The organism is Delftia sp. CH05, from assembly GCF_009827015.1.
Lineage (GTDB): Bacteria > Pseudomonadota > Gammaproteobacteria > Burkholderiales > Burkholderiaceae_C > Comamonas > Comamonas tsuruhatensis.
Map to the genome: position 1 here is coordinate 37,879 of NZ_WUMG01000012.1, position 17,686 is coordinate 55,564.

Annotated in this window: 13 protein-coding genes; 10 read left to right on the plus strand and 3 right to left on the minus strand. The window is 64.5% G+C overall.

Features of this window, described 5'->3' with window-relative positions; genetic code table 11:
• Positions 1-135 precede the first annotated feature (135 nt).
• From GRX31_RS12210 to GRX31_RS12225, 4 genes are read left to right on the plus strand one after another with little or no spacing between them, the layout of a single operon-like run.
• Positions 136-936: an ABC transporter permease gene (locus GRX31_RS12210; RefSeq protein ID WP_160852980.1), complete on the plus strand. Its 801-nt coding sequence runs from the start codon at positions 136-138 to the stop codon at positions 934-936.
• Positions 933-2,222, plus strand: coding sequence for an ABC transporter ATP-binding protein (locus GRX31_RS12215; protein WP_160852916.1), 1,290 nt, complete (start codon positions 933-935; stop codon positions 2,220-2,222). The genes GRX31_RS12210 and GRX31_RS12215 overlap by 4 nt, the downstream gene beginning before the upstream one ends.
• A 54-nt stretch (positions 2,223-2,276) precedes the next feature.
• Complete coding sequence (locus GRX31_RS12220; protein ID WP_160852918.1) at positions 2,277-3,173, plus strand: class I SAM-dependent methyltransferase; 897 nt, start codon at positions 2,277-2,279, stop codon at positions 3,171-3,173.
• A 40-nt stretch (positions 3,174-3,213) separates the two neighbouring features.
• The gene (locus GRX31_RS12225) at positions 3,214-4,074 is read left to right on the plus strand and encodes a class I SAM-dependent methyltransferase (RefSeq protein ID WP_160852920.1); all 861 of its coding nucleotides are present in this window, start codon (positions 3,214-3,216) and stop codon (positions 4,072-4,074) included.
• A 31-nt stretch (positions 4,075-4,105) separates the two neighbouring features.
• Here the strand turns inward: GRX31_RS12225 and GRX31_RS12230 are convergent, their stop codons facing one another.
• Entirely contained in the window at positions 4,106-6,664 is a 2,559-nt protein-coding gene (locus GRX31_RS12230; protein WP_160852922.1) for a DUF7657 domain-containing protein, read from the minus strand.
• Between the two features lie 136 nt (positions 6,665-6,800).
• Positions 6,801-10,625 carry a methyltransferase domain-containing protein gene (locus tag GRX31_RS12235; protein ID WP_160852924.1) on the minus strand — a complete coding sequence of 1,275 codons (3,825 nt, stop codon included), beginning with the start codon at positions 10,623-10,625 and terminating at the stop codon, positions 6,801-6,803.
• Positions 10,626-10,973: 348 nt separating this feature from the next.
• Between GRX31_RS12235 and GRX31_RS12240 the strand changes: the two genes are divergently transcribed.
• The 6 genes from GRX31_RS12240 (at position 10,974) to slmA (ending at position 17,000) form a co-directional block, all read left to right on the plus strand.
• Positions 10,974-11,747, plus strand: coding sequence for a glycosyltransferase family 2 protein (locus tag GRX31_RS12240; protein WP_016446447.1), 774 nt, complete (start codon positions 10,974-10,976; stop codon positions 11,745-11,747).
• A gap of 5 nt (positions 11,748-11,752) precedes the next feature.
• Positions 11,753-12,856: a glycosyltransferase family 4 protein gene (locus GRX31_RS12245; protein ID WP_016446446.1), complete on the plus strand. Its 1,104-nt coding sequence runs from the start codon at positions 11,753-11,755 to the stop codon at positions 12,854-12,856.
• A gap of 109 nt (positions 12,857-12,965) precedes the next feature.
• The gene (argB, locus tag GRX31_RS12250) at positions 12,966-13,856 is read left to right on the plus strand and encodes an acetylglutamate kinase (RefSeq protein ID WP_012203251.1); all 891 of its coding nucleotides are present in this window, start codon (positions 12,966-12,968) and stop codon (positions 13,854-13,856) included.
• A gap of 121 nt (positions 13,857-13,977) precedes the next feature.
• The gene (locus GRX31_RS12255; RefSeq protein ID WP_016446445.1) at positions 13,978-14,697 is read left to right on the plus strand and encodes a response regulator transcription factor; all 720 of its coding nucleotides are present in this window, start codon (positions 13,978-13,980) and stop codon (positions 14,695-14,697) included.
• 37 nt (positions 14,698-14,734) lie between these two features.
• Positions 14,735-16,222: an ATP-binding protein gene (locus GRX31_RS12260; RefSeq protein WP_016451814.1), complete on the plus strand. Its 1,488-nt coding sequence runs from the start codon at positions 14,735-14,737 to the stop codon at positions 16,220-16,222.
• A gap of 82 nt (positions 16,223-16,304) precedes the next feature.
• The gene (gene slmA / locus GRX31_RS12265) at positions 16,305-17,000 is read left to right on the plus strand and encodes a nucleoid occlusion factor SlmA (protein ID WP_012203254.1); all 696 of its coding nucleotides are present in this window, start codon (positions 16,305-16,307) and stop codon (positions 16,998-17,000) included.
• Between the two features lie 102 nt (positions 17,001-17,102).
• Here the strand turns inward: slmA and GRX31_RS12270 are convergent, their stop codons facing one another.
• Complete coding sequence (locus GRX31_RS12270; protein ID WP_074920493.1) at positions 17,103-17,615, minus strand: Mor transcription activator family protein; 513 nt, start codon at positions 17,613-17,615, stop codon at positions 17,103-17,105.
• Between the last annotated feature and the right edge of the window lie 71 nt (positions 17,616-17,686).

A 17,686-nucleotide genomic window follows, 5' to 3' on the forward strand; every position in this document is an offset into this window, starting at 1 on the left:
ACTGGCTCCTGGGCTGGCACGGCCTGTTGTGTGGCTTGCTGAAATGACAGGCCCCGCCCCGCACATGCGTGCGGGCGGGGCCTTTGTACTGCCCAGGTCCTGGGGTTTCACCATGTTCAAGAATCGCAGGGATTGATGCGCTTTTTAGTCGATGAATGCGTGGCGCTGTGGCGGGCCCGTGGGCTGCTATGGGTGATGACCCGGCGCGAGGTGGCCGCACGCCATGCGGGCACTGCTGCAGGCGTGCTCTGGCCTTATCTACAGCCATTGCTGACAGTGGCCGCCTACTACCTCGTGTTCGACGTGGTCTTTTCCATGCGCCTGGGCGACAACGCGCCTACGCATGCCGTGGGTGCTTTCCTGGTGGTGGGGGCCTTGCCTTGGATGGCTTTCTGCGATGCCACGGCACGGGGCATGAACAGTCTGGTGGAGGCCGGTGGCATCCTGCAGAAGAATCCGCTGCCACCGGTGCTCTTTCCCCTGCGTGCCGTGCTGGCCAGCAGCGTGATCTTCGGTCCGCTGCTGCTGCTGGTGGCCCTGGCCTACTTACCGCAGCATGGTTTGAATTCGTCGCTGCTGGCCTTGGTGCCCTTGCTGTTGGGCCAGTTGCTGCTGTGTGCGCTGCTTGCCTATGCGCTGGCCATCCTGACGGCGGCATTGCGCGACGTGGGCCAGCTCGTGACCTTTTTGCTGTCGGTGGGCATTTATCTGTCGCCCATCCTGTTTCCGCTGGCCCTGTTTCCCGAGCGCTGGCGTTGGGTGCTCTGGGCCAATCCCATGACCGCGCTGGTGCTGGGCTACCAGAATGTGCTGCTGCAAGGGCTGTGGCCCCAAGCCGCAGTATGGGTGGCGATCGGGGCCTGGGTACTGGTGCTGGCCGTGCTGCTCAATGGTCTGGTGCGGCGCAGCCGCGATCAACTGGTGGACTGGCTATGAATGCCAAGCATGTGGAGCTGCCCGGCGACCTGGTCCTGCGTGTGCAGGGCCTGGGTAAGGAGTACAAGCTGTATCCGTCGCCACGCGCGCGCTTCAAGGCGCTGCTGACGGGCGCGGCCACGCACCGCAGCCACTGGGCGTTGCGCGATGTCTCTTTCGAACTGCACCGAGGCCAGTGCATTGGCGTGATCGGCGACAACGGTGCTGGCAAGAGTTCGCTGCTCAAGCTGTTGGCGGGGACCTTGCAACCCAGTTGCGGACAGATAGAACGCGTGGGCCGGGTGACGGCCATCCTGGAGCTGGGTGCGGGATTCCATCCCGATTTCAGTGGACGGGACAACCTGTATTTCGGTGGCAGCCTCATCGGCATCAACCCTGAGCGCATGCGTGAACTCGAACCCGAGATCGCGGCCTTCGCCGAACTGGGCGAAGCAATGGAGCGCCCGGTCAAAACCTATTCCTCAGGAATGACCGTGCGCCTAGCGTTTGCGCTGGTGACAGCCGTGCAGCCTGATGTACTGATCATCGATGAGGCGCTGGCTGTGGGCGACCAGCATTTCCAGAAGAAGTGCATAGAGCGCATCATGGCGTTCCGCAACAGCGGCTGCACGATTTTGTTCTGCTCGCACAGTCCCTACCACATCCGCCATCTGTGCGATGCCGCGCTGTGGCTGCGCGGGGGGCAGGTGGCGCAGTTCGGCGATACCGAGCAGGTGTTGGCGGCCTATGACCTGCATACGCGAGAGCGCCAGGAGCGCGAGCAGCAGGCCCTGGCCGGCGGCGGGGACTGCGCAGCCGAGAGCGAGACAGCGCAGTCGGCTCAGGCTGCGCCTGTCTGTGATGTGCCGGCAGGGCGTGTGGCTGCTGCGGACAGCGGCTCGGCCTGCATTCTTTCCGTGGATGTGAAGGACCTTGCCGAGCCTGTGGGCGATCAGCCTGGTCTTTTGCAAAGCCAGGATCTGGTCGTTACTATCACGGCGCGCGGCCGGGGGAACGAGCGGCCCCATATCGGCTTCATGATCGAGCAGTCGAAGGGGGTGGGGATCACTTCCCTGGCCACACACGAGGATGGGGCCGTCCCGCGCCAACTGCCGGACGGGACTTGGCAGACCGTTCTGACCTTCCCGGAACTGCCGCTGCACAGCGGAGACTATGTGATCAGCGCCTTCCTGTTCGATGAGACGGGTCTGGCCGTCTACGACGAGTGGTTCCAGTTCCTGCACCTGCGCTTCATCTTCCCCAAGCCCTTGCCGGGCCTAGTGCGGCTGCCCCACCACTGGAGCTGAGTCCGTACGGCGGGATACACGGCTGCCTGTCGTTGGCTCCATAATCCACACCCCATGACATCCGACAATTCTTCGAATCCCCCGAGTGAAGGCCAGCGACTGCTGCAGGAAGCGCAGCAACTTTTGGAGCAGGGAGACCGCGCAGGTGCCGCCCAGGTGCTGGTCAGGGCTCGTGAAAGAGACGACAGCCTGTTGCAGGCTCACGCCTTGATCGAAACCCATGGCCTTGTGGGCTCGTTCTCGAACATCATGGGTCTGGATTGCAGGATTTCGCCCAAGGACGACATTTTTGGTTTCTTCCGAGGCCATCCGTCCAGTGTGAATCCACTGCGCGACTATTTCGCCGATGGCTGGCGCACTCTGTCCGAGCTCATGCTGCTGCTGGAGGCCGTGGACAGGCCTTTGCTGCGCACTGCCAGCGTGCTGGAGTTTGCCAGCGGCCATGGCCGCTTCACACGGCACTTGGTCAAGGCGCTGGGGGCGGAGCGTGTGACGGTCTCGGACATCGTGGCCGATGCCGTGGATTTTTCGCAGCGGACCTTTGGTGTGAAGGGCTTTGCATCGGCCAGCGTGCCGGAGCAGGTATGCTGGCCCCGGCAGTACGAACTGGTGTTTGTGCTTTCGCTGTTCAGCCATCTGCCGCGTTCGACCTGGACTCGCTGGCTGCAGGTATTGCGCGATGCAGTGGCGCCGGGCGGTTTGCTGGTATTCAGTACCCATGGCGTCAAGGCGGCGAATTTCGATAGCGTGAAGCTGGATGATGATGGATTTTTCTTCGCTCCTTCCAGCGAGTCGAATGCCATCGATGCCAATGAGTACGGCACGGCGTTCACCTCCGAGCGTTTCGTGCTGGACCGCATCGCCGAGACCTGGGGCAGCGATGCGCTGCGCCACCGCTCGCTCGTGCATTTCTGGAACCACCAGGATGCCTATGTGTTGCAGCGGCGGTGAGCGGTATCGGGGCTATTGAGAAAACAAAGAGGACGATTGCATGAGTTGGATGCTGCGGTTGCAGGAGCGGTTGTTCGGGCTGGCGGCATGGGATGCCAGCAAGATCACGGATGAATGGTTCCGTGCGCATTTCAACTATGCGGCCGATCTGGCCCATGATTGGCTGGGGCGGTCGCTGGACCTGTCCAGGGTCCGCTTGCTTAACTTCGGCTGCGGTGATGGCATTACTGATCTGGCGCTGGTGCTGCGCCATGGCGCCACCTCCATCCATGGCATCGATATCCGCCAGGAGTATTCCAAGCTGCCTCGCATCGCGCGGGAGCAACTGGGCATGTCGCGCATTCCCGCGGCGCTGAGCTTCGAGACCATCGAACCGAACTCGCCATTGGCTGGCCGGCATGCCAGCTACGATGGCTTGCTGAGCTGGTCGACTTTCGAGCATGTGCAGCGGGACAAGGTACTGCCTATCCTGGCAGACCTGCATGCCTGCCTGCGGCCGGGTGGCGTGTTCTTCCTGCAGATCGAGCCCCTTTTCCATTCGCCCTGGGGCTCGCATCTGCGCCGCTATGACGATGTGCCCTGGCACCATCTGATAGCCTCGGAAGAGGAGCTGTGGAGCATCATAGAAAAGCACGAGGGCCCTCTGGATGCCGCCGAAGTGGATTTCGGCTTTGCGGACTTCGGTGTGGATGGCTACAAGCGCTTTGTGTTCAAGGAGTATCAGGCGCTGAACCGGCTGACCGCCGATGAACTGATCGATATTGCCCGGCAGGCCGGTTTCGATGTGCTGCGCGAGGAGCGGCGCCATGTGGACATGCCCATCCCAGAGGCATTGCAGGGCCGCTATCCCGAAGATTGGCTGCGCAACAACGAGATCCTATTGCTGCTGGGAAAACGCTAGCCGCAAGGGGCTGCGGCTCCGGGTCTCTGTGTCAATCGACCGTCCGGTAGAAGCTCCAGTTGCCCTCGGACTTCAGGCGCCGCAGGTGCGGATTCTGATTCAGACCTTGTTCATGACGCCGCGGCGCCGCGATATGGGTCGCGGCAATCTTCGAGAAATCGAAGCTGCGTGTGTTCACTCGTAGCAGCACATGGTCCAGGCTATGAAGGATCAGCTCGAAATCCGTGCCTTGCAGTTCGGCTCCTTCTATGGTTAGGTGCTGATAGCGGTTGTAGGTGCCGAAGTATTTCTTTCCGGGGTCCAGCTTCTCCCAGAAAGCCAGAGGTGGGTGGTAGAAGATGCCGGAGCTGATCCTGAGACCGGATGCCGCCAGTGCCATGGCCTGGCGATGATCGTCCAGCACTACCCAGCGGGCCTGGCCTGAGGTGGCATCGATGTCCAGCTGTCTCAAGACCTGTCCAGGCTCCACATGCGCAGGCGCCTGCAGCAGCGGGTTGAAGGGCAGAGCCGTGCCCAGCATCCAAACCATGTAGATGGCCATCGCTGCAACGAATTGCCGGTTTGCCAACAGCAGGGCCAGGATGGCGAAGGCAGCGGCCGTGATGGCGGCTACGCCGGGACTGATGGTCTCGGAGATCGCCACAGGCAGCGTGGAATAGGTGAAGGCTGCCAACCAGGCGCAGGCTGCGGCACCCATTGCCGCCAGTGTCGGCAACTGCCACGGCCTTGCTGTCAGGGGCTGGCTGGACTCCAGGATCCCGGGCTGGGCAGGCCACTGCTTGCCGAGCACTGTGGCCAGCAGCCAGGTCTGTGCCAGCAGCAGGCCGATATCCGTGCGGTAGACCGGGACCTTGGCCCATTGTGTCGCCTGAGCCAGCCAGAGAGGCACGCCATGGTATGAAAAGTACAGCGTCCAGCAGATGAAAACCAGGCATATGACTCCCATGAGATCCAGTGGCAGTGGCGTGCGCTGCCGCATGCCCTGCGCTTGCTGCCAGGCGAACAGCAAGGCCAGCGGAATGGCCAGGAAGATGTAGGAGCCGGCATCGCTGGGGACTAGCATGTCGGTGATGTGGAACATCTGGTCCGGGCCGAAAAGTCCCCGGGCCAGGTACCAGGGGTCCATGTATCCCCCGGTCTCCATGCGCTTGCCCGGGTAGACGGTGGCGGCAATCGACGAAACGGCGTCTGCAGCATGAAGCCACCATGTGTAGAGCAGGAGGGCCGTCACAATCGCCATGACCGCCGCGAGGAATGCCTGATGCCAGTTCCAGCGCCAGTCCATGCGGCGCATGTACAGCCAGGCAATGGCCAGCGGCCCCAGCAAGCTGGCAACTACCACAAGCCAGGCCGGATACAGGGTGAGTGCAAAGCCAGCCAGCGCCCAGCCTGCCACCAGGGCTCGGGGCAGCACCTGCCGTATGGACTGCTGCGTCCAGGCGGTCAGGAACATGCCGAAGGCGAGCAGTGCGAAAAACAGGATGTAAACAGGCCAACCCGACCACCCCAAGGACATGGGTGATGCACTCACGCTGAGTGCCAGAACGGCTGCTGGCTGCCAGCGCAGCTGTGCGATGCGTACCAGGGCCCACAGGCAGGCCGCGAATCCGGCAAAGTAAGGGAACCACCAGTACCACGCGAGGGCCCTTCGCAAGTCAAGGGCAAAAAAGCCCCAGGTGGCTGGCTTGGCGAGCGCAGAAAGATTGGAGACAGGCACACCGCTCATGCCCACGGTGTTCATGTTGTGGCCGGCGCTGGAGAAAGCCGTGCTGGTGTTCTCGAAGCGCTTCAGCAGGAGACCGGGTGCGGCGGCCTGGTATTGGCTGATGGCCATTGCGGTGATGACCTGCCATTCGTCGCTGCGAATGATCTGGGGGGAGCCAATCCAGGATTTCTCATCATGTATGACAAGTTCGTCATTCTGAAATAGCAGGGAGACGGAGGAGCCGGTCCAACCGCCTGCTACCAGAATGATGAAGGCCGCTGCGGTCGTTGCGCCAAAGGCCCTTGCGTCAATGCGCAGCCTGGATTGCCAGCCAGACAGGGACAGCAGCAGGACCAGCGCCGGCAGCGCGAAGGCCACAAGTGCGCCGGCTCTGGATGGCGAGCTGGCACGGGCGGGCTGGTGCAGCGTGATCTGCCGGGCCTTGTCCAGAACCGACAGATCAAAGTGCTGTCCATCCGTGGTCATGATTTTCATGCGCACGGCGTAGGTGCCGGAAGCCATGTCCAGGTCGAGTGGGGCGCGGATGTGGAATCCTGAGTTGGCCCAGCCCGGGTTGCCTGTGGCCGCCACGACGTCTGGTCTGGGATAGGACAATGCGTTGAGCCGGCCTTGGTAGACCAGACGCTCGTCCAGGAAGATCGAGGCCTGGGTGGGAAAGGCCTGGCTGCGCGCTGACCCGCTCCAGCCTTTGGCGATCAATTGCTGTTTGGCTGCGTCGAAATGGACCTCTTCCAGTACCCCCTGATCGTGGAGCAAAGCATCGGCCGCAGCCGCCGGCCATGAAAAGCAGCAGAGCACCATGGCACTCAGCAATGCTGCTATCTGATGAACGGTTATGTAGAGTGACTGGCGAATGGGATACATGGCCGGAGCAGCGTTGTCAACCTGTGCGCGATCTGGACCTTGCCTCACGGCAACTGGCAAGGTCCAGGGCTGGATCGGTGGATTGGGTCGTAGCCCAGGGCAAGCCCCACTTGGTTGTCGCTTGTCCCGGTCAGGCTCAGGCCTGCAGCCAGTTTTTAACGCGCCGTTGCCAATGCGCGGGGATGCGCCTTGCCAAGCCGCGCAAGAGGGGCATTGAACGCAGCCTCATGAGGGTCGTAAGCGCCAGGGAACTTGCCACATGTGCCTTGTGCTGCACGTGGTGGGTGGACAGAAAGGCAGGGGGAAGAGGCTGGAGCAGGGCTTGTTCCGGGGGCTGCAGGCCTTGCAGGTAGCTGCGGGAATAGAAATCCTGCCCAGGCAGCGCCTGGGTAGTGCCGCCGGCGGGTTGAACATCCGGGGCCTGCTGGGGGATGAATTGCTCCTGGCGCACCTTGACGAAGAAGTCCAGCCATTGGGCGGTGCTGGCGTCCCAGGGCATGACCCAGGACCAGTCGCGGCCCGCCAGCCTTTCGGGAAAGGCCCCTATGTCGGGCGCGACGATCGGCAGCCCGGCGGCCAGGCAGGCGCTCAGGGTGTAGCTGTAGGTCTCCGGCCATTGGGCGGGGAACCAGGCCAGGTCGGGCTGTAGCCAATCCAGCAGCGCAGGCAGTTCCTCTTCCTTGTAGCCACCATGCACCGTCAGGCGTGCGCGTGGCTGGGTCTGCAGGCTGCGGTAGCCATAGCCGAGCAGATGGAATTCCACAGGAGCTCCGCGTTTGGCGGCTTCGATGGCCACGGCTTCAAGCACGTCGGCCCCCTTGATGGCACTCATGGCTCCCAGCACGACGATCTTGAGTGGGGCCGGGGCCGGCAATGTGCGTGCCGCTGGAGCCGGCAGCTGTGCCGGCAGGTCGGTGTGGGCAACCGCCTGAACACGCGCGCCGGGCACGAAGCCGGCGATCCGGCTGGCCGTGTCCTGGCTGGGGGCCAGCACATGGCGCGCGTTGTTCAGCAGCAGCGCATTGCGGTGGCGCCACTGGGCCACGGTGCCGGCATAGGGGGCTGTGTCCGTTGGTTCGCAGCAGCCGCATTCGCCCGCGCGGGGCGGCACGATGTAGCGGTTGTCTATGCCGGTCAGCGAAATGTTCTTGCAGTAGGTGTAGAAATCATGGGCCGTGAAGTCATGGGCCGTTCCCAGGCGTGCGGGCAGGTCCAGGATGGCTTCGCTGTGGCCCAGTAGATGCTGGTAGTGCACGTGCACTACGCCCAGCTGGCGCAGGGCCTGCACCAGCTCCTCCATCTGGTCGTTGATGCGGAAGGCGAGCTCGAAGGCTTCCTTCTCTTCGGCACGGCGCAGGACCACGACTCCACCTGCGGCTGGGGACAGCATGAGGAACAGTGCCTTGCCTTGCAGGAACTGCGCCAGTTCGCGGACATGGCGCACGGTGCCGCCCGCCCGATCGTGGAGCACGGCCAGCACCACGGGCTGCTGCGCTGCCTCGGCCTGCAGGCGTGCCACATCCAGCGCCAGGCGTGCCGTGCGCGCAGGGTCGGCCTGGACGAAGGCCATGACATCGGCTTCGTAGCGCGGATGCAGCCTGCGCAGGGTTTCCATGGCGGCACGTTCACGCGGGCTCTTGCTTTCTCCGAAGCTCACGCCGCCTGTGTGCAGCACGAAGGTGTCCAGCAGATGCAGGTTGCGCCAGCCAGCGGCTGCGGCACGCTGGCAGAAGTCGTTTTCCTCGCCATAGCCCTTGCCGAAGTGCTCGGTGTCGAACAGGCCGACGGCGTTCAGGCTGTCGCGGCGGATGTACATGCAAAAGCCCACGCCGGTCGGCACGTCCACCACCTGGCCGGGATTGGTGCGCGCGCACAGTGCGTCGATGGCGGCCGTATCCATGCCGGGCGGCAGGTCGTTGCCCTCGCAAAAGCGCGGGTAGCTGCAGATGGTGGCGTTGTTGGAAAACGGAGTGACGGAGGCGATGCGTGCATCTCCGTAGGCAGCCTGGCGGATGCGGTCCAGCCAGTCATTGGCAACCACGGTGTCGCTGTTGAGCAGCAGCACGTCATGGGCGGTGTTCAGCGCCATGCCGCGGTTGACGGTGCCGACGAAGCCGAGGTTCTCCTCGTTCTCCAGCAAAGTGATGCGGGGCTCCTGCGCAGCCTTCTCGCGCAGCCAAGCCGTGACTTCGGGCTCCGGGCTGGCATCGTTGATGACCACGAGTTGCCAGTGCGTGCGGCAGGGGCTGGCCAGAACGGATTCGATGCAGTTGCGCGTGTCGTCCAGGCCGCGGTACACGGGCACGATCACATCGACGGGCTGCTGCGGCATCGGCTGGGGCACGGGTGTGTGGAGGACAGGGGCAGGCACGGGCGTGCGGCCCAGCAGGCGGTCAATGCGCATCTTGGCGTGGACGAGAGGGCGCGTGGCCCGGAAGACGGTGGAGTTCTCTATATCGCGCAGGTGCTGCTCCAGGCGCGCGAAGTCCCGCTGCACGCGGGTGGCCTCCTGCTGCCAGATGGCGCGTTCCTTGCTTTGTGCCGCGTGGCTCTCTTCTAGCAGAGCATTTCGATGCGAAAGGCCCTTGATGGAGTCACTCTTGTGCTGAATCTCAACATTCAGTCCTTGAAGCTCATTGGCGAGCCGGCTAAGGGTTTCCGCATGTTGCTGTTCATGCACCAGTTGCTGGGTGTGCAGTTGATCCTGCAGATCATTGGCCCGGCTGCGCTCCTGCGCGATCTGCCGTTCAAGCGGCTGCACGGCGCCCGCCAGCGCCAGATAGTCGGCCGACATGGGCCATCCCATCTCGATCTCCAGCGAGGCGCCACGCAGTGCAGCCAGGGTTTCTGCGGGAATGGGCAGTTCGAACCAGGGGTCATCGCCGGTCAGAAGCAGCATCAGCGAGAAGGCGCCTGCCGGATGAAGTCCATTCCAAACGAGCTGATGATGCGGGCGTTCCCCCAGCAGGGCAGCGTCCGAATCCTCGGGCAGCCATTGCCAGACGACGGCGCCTTGCGCATCGAGCAAGGCCAGCCGATGCAGGTGTATGAAGCCCGGCCGGTCGGCCAGGTCCAGACGCAGATGGCTCAGTGAAGTGTTGTGGTCGGGCAGCGCAAAGCGCAGTGTCTGGCGTGCCTGGCCAATGATGCCCGTGGTGGAGAGCTTGCTTTCTTCGTCATAGCGGCCAGCGCGTGCCATGTAGAGCTGTGCCGTGAATAGGGCATGTGCCTGTGGATAGTTCACCGGCGGCTCGATGGCCTGTGCCTGGGCCACCGGGGCGGCACTGGCGATGAACTGGTAGGCCAGTGCATCGGGCGTGGCCAGCAGGTGGCGGGCAACGGCAGGGGGCAGGCTGTCGTAGGCGACGCGGAATTCGGATTCGGGGAGCGCCCGTTCGATGGTGTCGATGTCGTCCACCTGCCAGCCTTGCTCGGCCAGAAAGCGCGACAGCGAGCGCCGCGTGAAAAAACGCAGGTGGGTGCGGTCCAGCAGGCCTTCTTCGCGGTAGCGGAATTCGCCATGCAGCAGTTCTGCCACCAGGCCGCTGTAGCCTGCATTGGGCACGGAGATCAGCAGACGGCCTTCGGGCGTCAGCCGCTTGCGGCATGCAGCCAGGATGCGCTCGGGCTGGCGAAGGTGCTCCAGCACGTCGGCGCAGACGATGTAGTCATAGCTTGCTTCGCCGAAGAGCTGGTCCAGGTCGCAGTCTTCCAGGTCGGCCACATGGACATGGCGGTAGAAGGGCGCTGCATGGCGTGCCTCTTCCTGGCTCAGGGTGACGCCGTCGCAGACGCATTGCTTGTGCTCGGCGAGAAAGGCTCCAAGTGCACCGCTGCCGCAACCCAGATCCAGTATGTGCGCCTGGGCCCGGACATGGCCGGCCAGCACGGACAGCGACGTGCGCTCGTTCAGATCGACAGTGCGCAGGTAGACGTGGGGATCGGGAATGGGTGTGGTCATAGGAAAAGGGGTGCCGGGCAATCTCTCCGCTGGGAGCAGGTGCCGCGGCCATATTCATTCACGCCAGACGGCCTTGGCCAGTCCGCAGCGGGCAGCAAGCTGCGCCCACGTCAGGGCGCAAAAAATCCCGGAAGTCCGGGCGGCAGATTGTCGCGCATCATAATGCCGGCCACTGCAGTGACTGCATGGCATGGCCGGGTAATGACATATTGCGCGGCTGTTGCATTTTTTTGCATTACGGCATGGCCGCTGACGCTTGACGAAGGCCGTCGGCGGAATACTCTGTGCCGCCGTTTCTGCGGCGCGTGATTCCCGTGCGGGAATTTGAAGATCTGAAGGGCGGCATTGATGGGTTCATCGTTGGTCGTGTCGGTGGTGAGCCACGGACATGGCGCTCATATCCAGAGGCTGCTTGAGTGCCTGGCTTCGGCGCGCCTTGCTCCGGTGTCCCGTGTGGTGTTGACGCTCAACATTCCCGAGGCGGAGCCCCAGGCGCCCGTGGCCGGCTGGCCCTTTGCTCTGGAGATCCGGCGCAATGCGCAGCCTCTGGGGTTCGGCTGCAACCACAACCGGGCGCTGGCGAGCGCACGGGAGCCGTTTGTCTGCGTGATCAATCCCGATGTGTTCTGGAGCGAGCAGGAGGAGCCGTTGCAAGACCTTCTGGCGCTGGTGGCCCGCCCGGGACTGGCCCTGGCCTATCCCCCCCAGATCGGTGAAGACGGCGCGCTGCAGGATTTCGAACGGGAGCTGCCATCGCTGTGGAATTTGCTGCGGCGCAAGCTGCGCGGGCGCGTGGAGCGGCATGTGGAATGGGTGAATGCGGCCTGCCTGGTGCTGGGCCGGGACAGTTGGCTGCGGCTGCGTGGGTTTGACGAAGGTTTCTATATGTATTGTGAGGATGTGGATCTGTGCCTTCGCCTGCGGGTGCTGGGCGGAGAACTCAGGCGCGGCGGTTTGCCTGTGGTCCATGCGGGCCAGAGGGCGAGTCGGCGCAGCCTGCGCCACGGCGCATGGCACGTGGCCAGTTTGCTGCGGCTGTGGAGCCGGCCGGCCTACCGCAAGGCCAGGGCCCTGCCGCAGGCAGCGCCCTCGCTGCGCAGCCTGCGTGGAGAACCATCGTGATCTGGATGTCGGTACTGGCCTTCATGGTCTCCTTCATCGGCTGTGCGCTGCTGCTGCGCTGGGCCCGGCGGTCCGCAACGTCCTCCTACGGATACGACAAGCCTCAGCGTTTCCACATGGGCGAGGTGCCCCGGCTGGGGGGCGTGCCCATGTACCTCGGGCTGGCTGTCTCCTGGGGAGTCGGCACCTGGCTGAGCATGCGCGGAGATCCTTCGTCGCTGCGCATGCAGCTGTGGGTCGTCGTATGCCTGGCTGCCATGCTGCCGGCCGTGGTCGGCGGCGTCATCGAGGATGTCTCGCAGCGCCTGAGCGTGCGCTACCGGCTGGTGCTGACCCTGCTGAGCGCCGTGCTGGCTGTTTTGCTGTGCGGCCTCACCGTGCCTCGGCTCGGCTGGCCCTGGCTGGAACAGGCGCTGGGTCCTGCCATGCCCTGGCTGGGCATGGGCCTTGCGGTGCTGGCGCTGACGGGCCTACCCCATGCCTTCAATATCATCGACGGCTACAACGGGCTGGCGGGCATGGTGGCCACCATCATCTGCCTGGCGCTGGCCCATGTGGCCTTGCAGGTGGGCGACCGCACGCTGGCCGCCATGCTGGTGACGCTGGCCGCCGCCACCTGCGGCTTCCTGGTCTGGAACTACCCGCGCGGCATGATGTTTGCCGGCGATGGCGGAGCCTATGTCTGGGGCCTGGCGATTGCCCTGGCCAGCATCGCCCTGGTGCAGCGCAATTCCGCAGTCTCTCCATGGTTTCCCATGCTGCTGCTGATCTATCCGGTCTGGGAGACGGTGTTTTCCATTTACCGCAAGCTGATGCGCGGCATGTCGCCGGGCATGGCGGATGCGCTGCATTTCCACCAGCTTATCTATCGGCGCATGGTGCGCGGTGTGTTCGACGATGATCTGGCCCGGCGCATGCTTCGCCGCAATAACCGGACCTCCCCCTATCTGTGGGCCTTCACGCTGCTGACCGTGGTGCCGGCATTGCTGTTCTGGAGCAATACGCCCGTTCTGGTGGGTTTTTGCCTGCTGTTCGTGGTCAGCTACGTGGTGGCCTATCTGGCCATCGTGCGCTTCAAGCTGCCGGGCTGGATGCAGAACAATGGATGATGACCGGGCGCCATGGGCGTTCCGTCATCCGGGCATGCAACACTGCGGCGCAGTTGCGGCACAATGCCCGCCTTGTTGTTGACTACTTCCACGCCCCCGGGCTAGCACCATGAACGATATCCTCTCGATTGCCCCCCGCGACAAGGCCGAAATCCTCGCCCAGGCCCTGCCCTACATCCGCAAGTTCCATGGCAAGACCATGGTCATCAAGTATGGCGGCAACGCCATGACCGATCCGGCCCTGCAGGCCGACTTCGCGGAAGACGTGGTGCTGCTGAAGTTGGTGGGCATGAATCCGGTGGTGGTGCATGGCGGCGGGCCGCAGATCGAGACGGCCCTGAACCGCCTGGGCAAGAAGGGCGAGTTCATCCAGGGCATGCGCGTGACCGACGCGGAGACCATGGAAGTCGTGGAATGGGTGCTGGCCGGCGAGGTGCAGCAGGACATCGTGGGCCTGATCCACCAGGCCGGTGGCAAGGCTGTGGGCCTGACAGGGCGCGATGGTGGCCTGATCCGCGCACGCAAGCTCAAGATGGTCGACAACAAGGATCCGAACATCGAGTACGACGTGGGCCAGGTGGGCGACATCGTCTCCATCGACCCCAGCGTGGTGCGCGCGCTGCAGGATGACGCCTTCATCCCCGTGATCAGCCCCATCGGCTTTGGCGAGGAAAACGAGAGCTACAACATCAACGCCGACGTGGTCGCCAGCAAGCTGGCCACCGTGCTGCAGGCCGAAAAGCTGGTGCTGCTGACCAACACCCCCGGCGTTTTGGACAAGGCAGGCAGCCTGCTGACCGACCTCACGGCGCGCGAGATCGACGCCCTGTTCGCCGACGGCACCATCTCGGGTGGCATGCTGCCCAAGATCAGCGGCGCGCTGGATGCCGCCAAGGCCGGCGTCAACGCCGTGCACATCATCGATGGCCGCGTGCCGCATGCCATGCTGCTGGAAATCCTGACCGACCAGGCCTACGGCACCATGATCCGCAGCCATTGAGGCCCGATGGCGCGGACTTTGCGGTTCGCGTTACCATCGCGCATGGCCCGGGCGTGGTCTGACGGCCTGGGCCGGTCTGCTGCAAGCCGCCTTTGGGCGGCTTTTGTTTTTTAGGTTTGATATGCGTTTGCTTCTTGTGGAAGACGATGTGATGGTGGCCAGCGGCATCAAGCTGGGGCTGTCCGATGCGGGGTATGCCGTGGACTGGGTCGGCAGTGCCGAGCGCGCCCTGGAGGTGCTGGCCCAGGAAGCCTTCGACCTGGCCGTGATCGACATCGGCCTGCCCGGTATCGACGGGCTGGAGCTCACACGCCGCCTGCGCAGCAGCGCGGTGGAGAGCTCGGCCATGCCCGTGCTGATTCTGACGGCGCGCGATGCGCTGCAGGACCGCGTGCAGGGCCTGGACCAGGGCGCAGACGACTACATGGTCAAGCCCTTCGAGCTTCCTGAACTGCTGGCCCGGCTGCGCGCGTTGCTGCGCCGATCACAGGCAGCCACATCGGCCGTCCTCAGCTTCGGGCCCATCGAGCTGGACACGGCAGGCCGCCGCGCCGGCGCGCGCCAGCCTGCGCAAGACGATGAGAGCGAGGGAAAGCTGCTGCCCATCGACCTGGGCCCGCGCGAATGGACCGTGCTGGAATACCTGCTGATCCACGCGCCCAAGCCCGCCAGCAAGGACAAGCTGCTGCAGGCGCTCACGGGCTGGGACCGAGAGATCACGCCCAATGCGGTCGAGGTCTATGTCTCTCGCCTGCGCAGCAAGCTGGAGCCGCACGGCGTGGCCCTGCGCTCCATCCGGGGCTTCGGCTATCGGCTGGAACTCTCGCATACCGTTGCCTGATGCGGACATGGCGCATGGCCCCAGGCGCTGACCGCCCATGACAGCCAATCTGCGACTTCGCCTGCTGGTGCTGCTGGTGGTGCCGCTGACGCTGCTGGCGCTGATGGGCGGCTGGTTCGGCTACCGCTCGGCAGACGAGGCCTCCACCCAGCATGACCAGCGCCTTTTGCGCCTGCTGCCCGCGCTGGCCGACTCCGTGCTGGCACCGTCGATTGCCGAGGGAACGCCGCCGCTGGTCGCGCTGACGCCCGCCATCGAGGAAGTCTTGCGCCAGCGCGGCAACGACGTCGGATATGCCGTGGGCGACCTGCAGGGCCATGTCGTTGCCGGCGACACCTGGATCCGCTTCGATGTGCCTTCCACGCCGCTGGCCGAGTTCCACAGCCAGGAGCATGACGGCCTGACCTACCGCGTGGCCGTCATGCGCGCCGAAACCTATGGCGCCGGTGAAATGGTGCTCGTGCTGGCCGACGGTGGCGACGTACGCCAGCAATGGGTGCGCCAGTTGCTGCTGCATGTGCTGCTGCCCAGCGTTCTGCTGATCGCGGGCGCTGGCATTGCCATCTACTGGTCGGTCAGCCGGGCCTTCCGGCCGCTGCTGACCCTGACCCAGGCTGTGGAGCGGCGCTCGCCGCGCGACCTCAGTCCCATCTCGGAGCACAGCTCGCCGGCCGAGGTCCGCCCGCTGGTGCGCTCGCTCAACCGATTGTTTGCACTGGTCAACGCCCAGGCCGAAGGCCAGCGGCGCTTTGTGGCCGATGCCGCCCATCAATTGCGCACGCCTCTGGCGGCCTTGCAGGCCCAGGTCGAGGCCTGGGCGCTGAGCGCGCAGGCTGCCCAGGCCGAAGCGAGGCGCAAGGGCACCGAGGCCCAGGTGGTGCTCAGCGTGACGCAGATCGAGCAATTGCGCGACGCCACGCGGCGTACCTCGCAGCTGGCACGCCAGCTGCTGGCGCTGTCACGTGCCGACGCCCGCAATGCCGAAGTCCAGCCGCTGCAGCAGGTGGACCTCAAGGACCTGTGCGAAAGCATGCTGGAAATGTTCTTCGACCAGGCCAGCGCCAAGGGGCTGGACTTCGGCCTTGACGTTGCTCCGGCCAGTGTCTGGGGCCACAGCTGGCTGCTGCGCGAACTGGTGTCCAATCTCGTGGACAACGCCATCAAGTACACGCCGCCCGGCGGCAGCGTCACGCTGCGCTGCGGCATGTACCATGGCGCGGGGCAGTCTGCGGATGAGCCGCCAGGGTGGGCCTTCCTGGAGATCGAGGACGATGGCCCCGGCGTGCCCGAGGCCGAGCGCTCGCAGATCACGCAGCGCTTTTACCGCGCCCAGGGTGCGTCCGGCGATGGAACGGGGCTGGGATTGGCGATTGCCGATGAAATCGCCCTGTTGCACCAGGGCACTCTGGCCTTTGGCGCTGGCGCGCAGGGCAAGGGCCTGCTGGTACGCTTGGAGCTTCCATTGCAAATGCCGGCCGTGCTCTCGGAAACAGTAGCAGCGCAGCCAACAGGGACGCGATCCTGACGGTTGCGCTCATGGGGACAGCTTTGTGCGGAGTTGCCGCCGAGGGCTGTGAGAGAATTACTTACAAATAGTTGATCTGCTTATGTCCGAGTCTGAAGTCCTGTCGCCTTTATCCGCTCCTGGCGCTGATGTCGTTTCCGACGAAGCCGCCTCCGCTTCCGCCCCCACGCCTGCGCGCAAACGCCCCAAACCCGGGGAGCGGCGCGAGCAGATCCTGCAGGCGCTTGCGGCCATGCTGGAAAAGCCCGGCGCAGAACGCATCACCACGGCAGCGCTGGCCGCTCACCTGGGCGTCAGCGAGGCGGCCCTGTACCGCCACTTCGCCAGCAAGGCCCAGATGTTCGAAGGACTGATCGAGTTCATCGAGCAATCCGTCTTCACGCTGGTGCAGCAGATCGTCGGGCGGGATGTGCCGGAGGAAGAGCGGCCCGCAGTGGATGGCATGCGCCAGGCCAGCCGCGTGATCTCGCTGGTGCTGCAGTTCGGCGAGCGCAACCCCGGCATGGTGCGCGTCATGGTGGGCGATGCCATCGTCTTCGAGCACGAGCGTCTGCAGGCCCGCATGAACCAGTTCTTCGACCGCATCGAATCCACGCTGCGCCAGTGCCTGCGCCCCGCCGCCGGTGCGCTGGGCTCCTCCGCCCCGACGGTCGATGCCCAGGTCGCCGCCAGCGTGCTGACGTCGTTTGCGCTGGGCCGCCTGCAGCGCTACGCACGCTCGGGTTTCCGCCGCCTGCCGACCGAGCATCTGGAAGCCAGCCTGGCCTTGATGGTCTGAACACGGCCCAGCGGACCCCAGGGTCCGCTCTGCAGCAAAGCCACCCGCTTGCGCCGGTGGCTTTTTTGCGACCAGGGCCTTGCTTCTTCGCGGTGGCAGTGCTCAGCCGGCAAGATTGCGCCGTCGCCTGGCCGGTGCTGTCACGCCCAGCGCCGCAACGATGCGCCCCACCTGGCCTTCCGTAATCCCATGCTCGGCAGCCAGTTGCCGGGCCGTCTTGTCCGTGGCGTAGTCTGCGGCGATACGCTGGTTGCGTAGTGCCTGCAGTGCGCGCGCTGCCCTGGGCAGCTGGAAGTGGGGCAGGCCTCCATACTCACGGGCGAGCTGGAGCAAGGCTTTTACGCCTATGGTGGCCGCATAGGGATGCTCGGGTGTGACCTTGTCCGGCGTGGGAACGTAGATGCGCAGCCCACCCCAGCGCTGCACCAAGGCCATCGTGGGCTGCAGTCCGATCAGGCGCTCGAAGTCCTGCAGCAGGGGCGGGAGCAGATCACTGCAAGTGCCATGGCGCGGGTCAATGGCAGCTGCTGCGGGCGTGGGTATGCCGATGGTGGGGGGCAGGGCAGCAGGCCGAAAGCCCTGGAAGACAGGTGCCGGATGGTGTTCGGAATGCATTTTGGCTGTACGCTCTTGGTTCAAAAGGAAACGGTTCAATTTGAACCATATTCTTGGTCCATAACGAACCA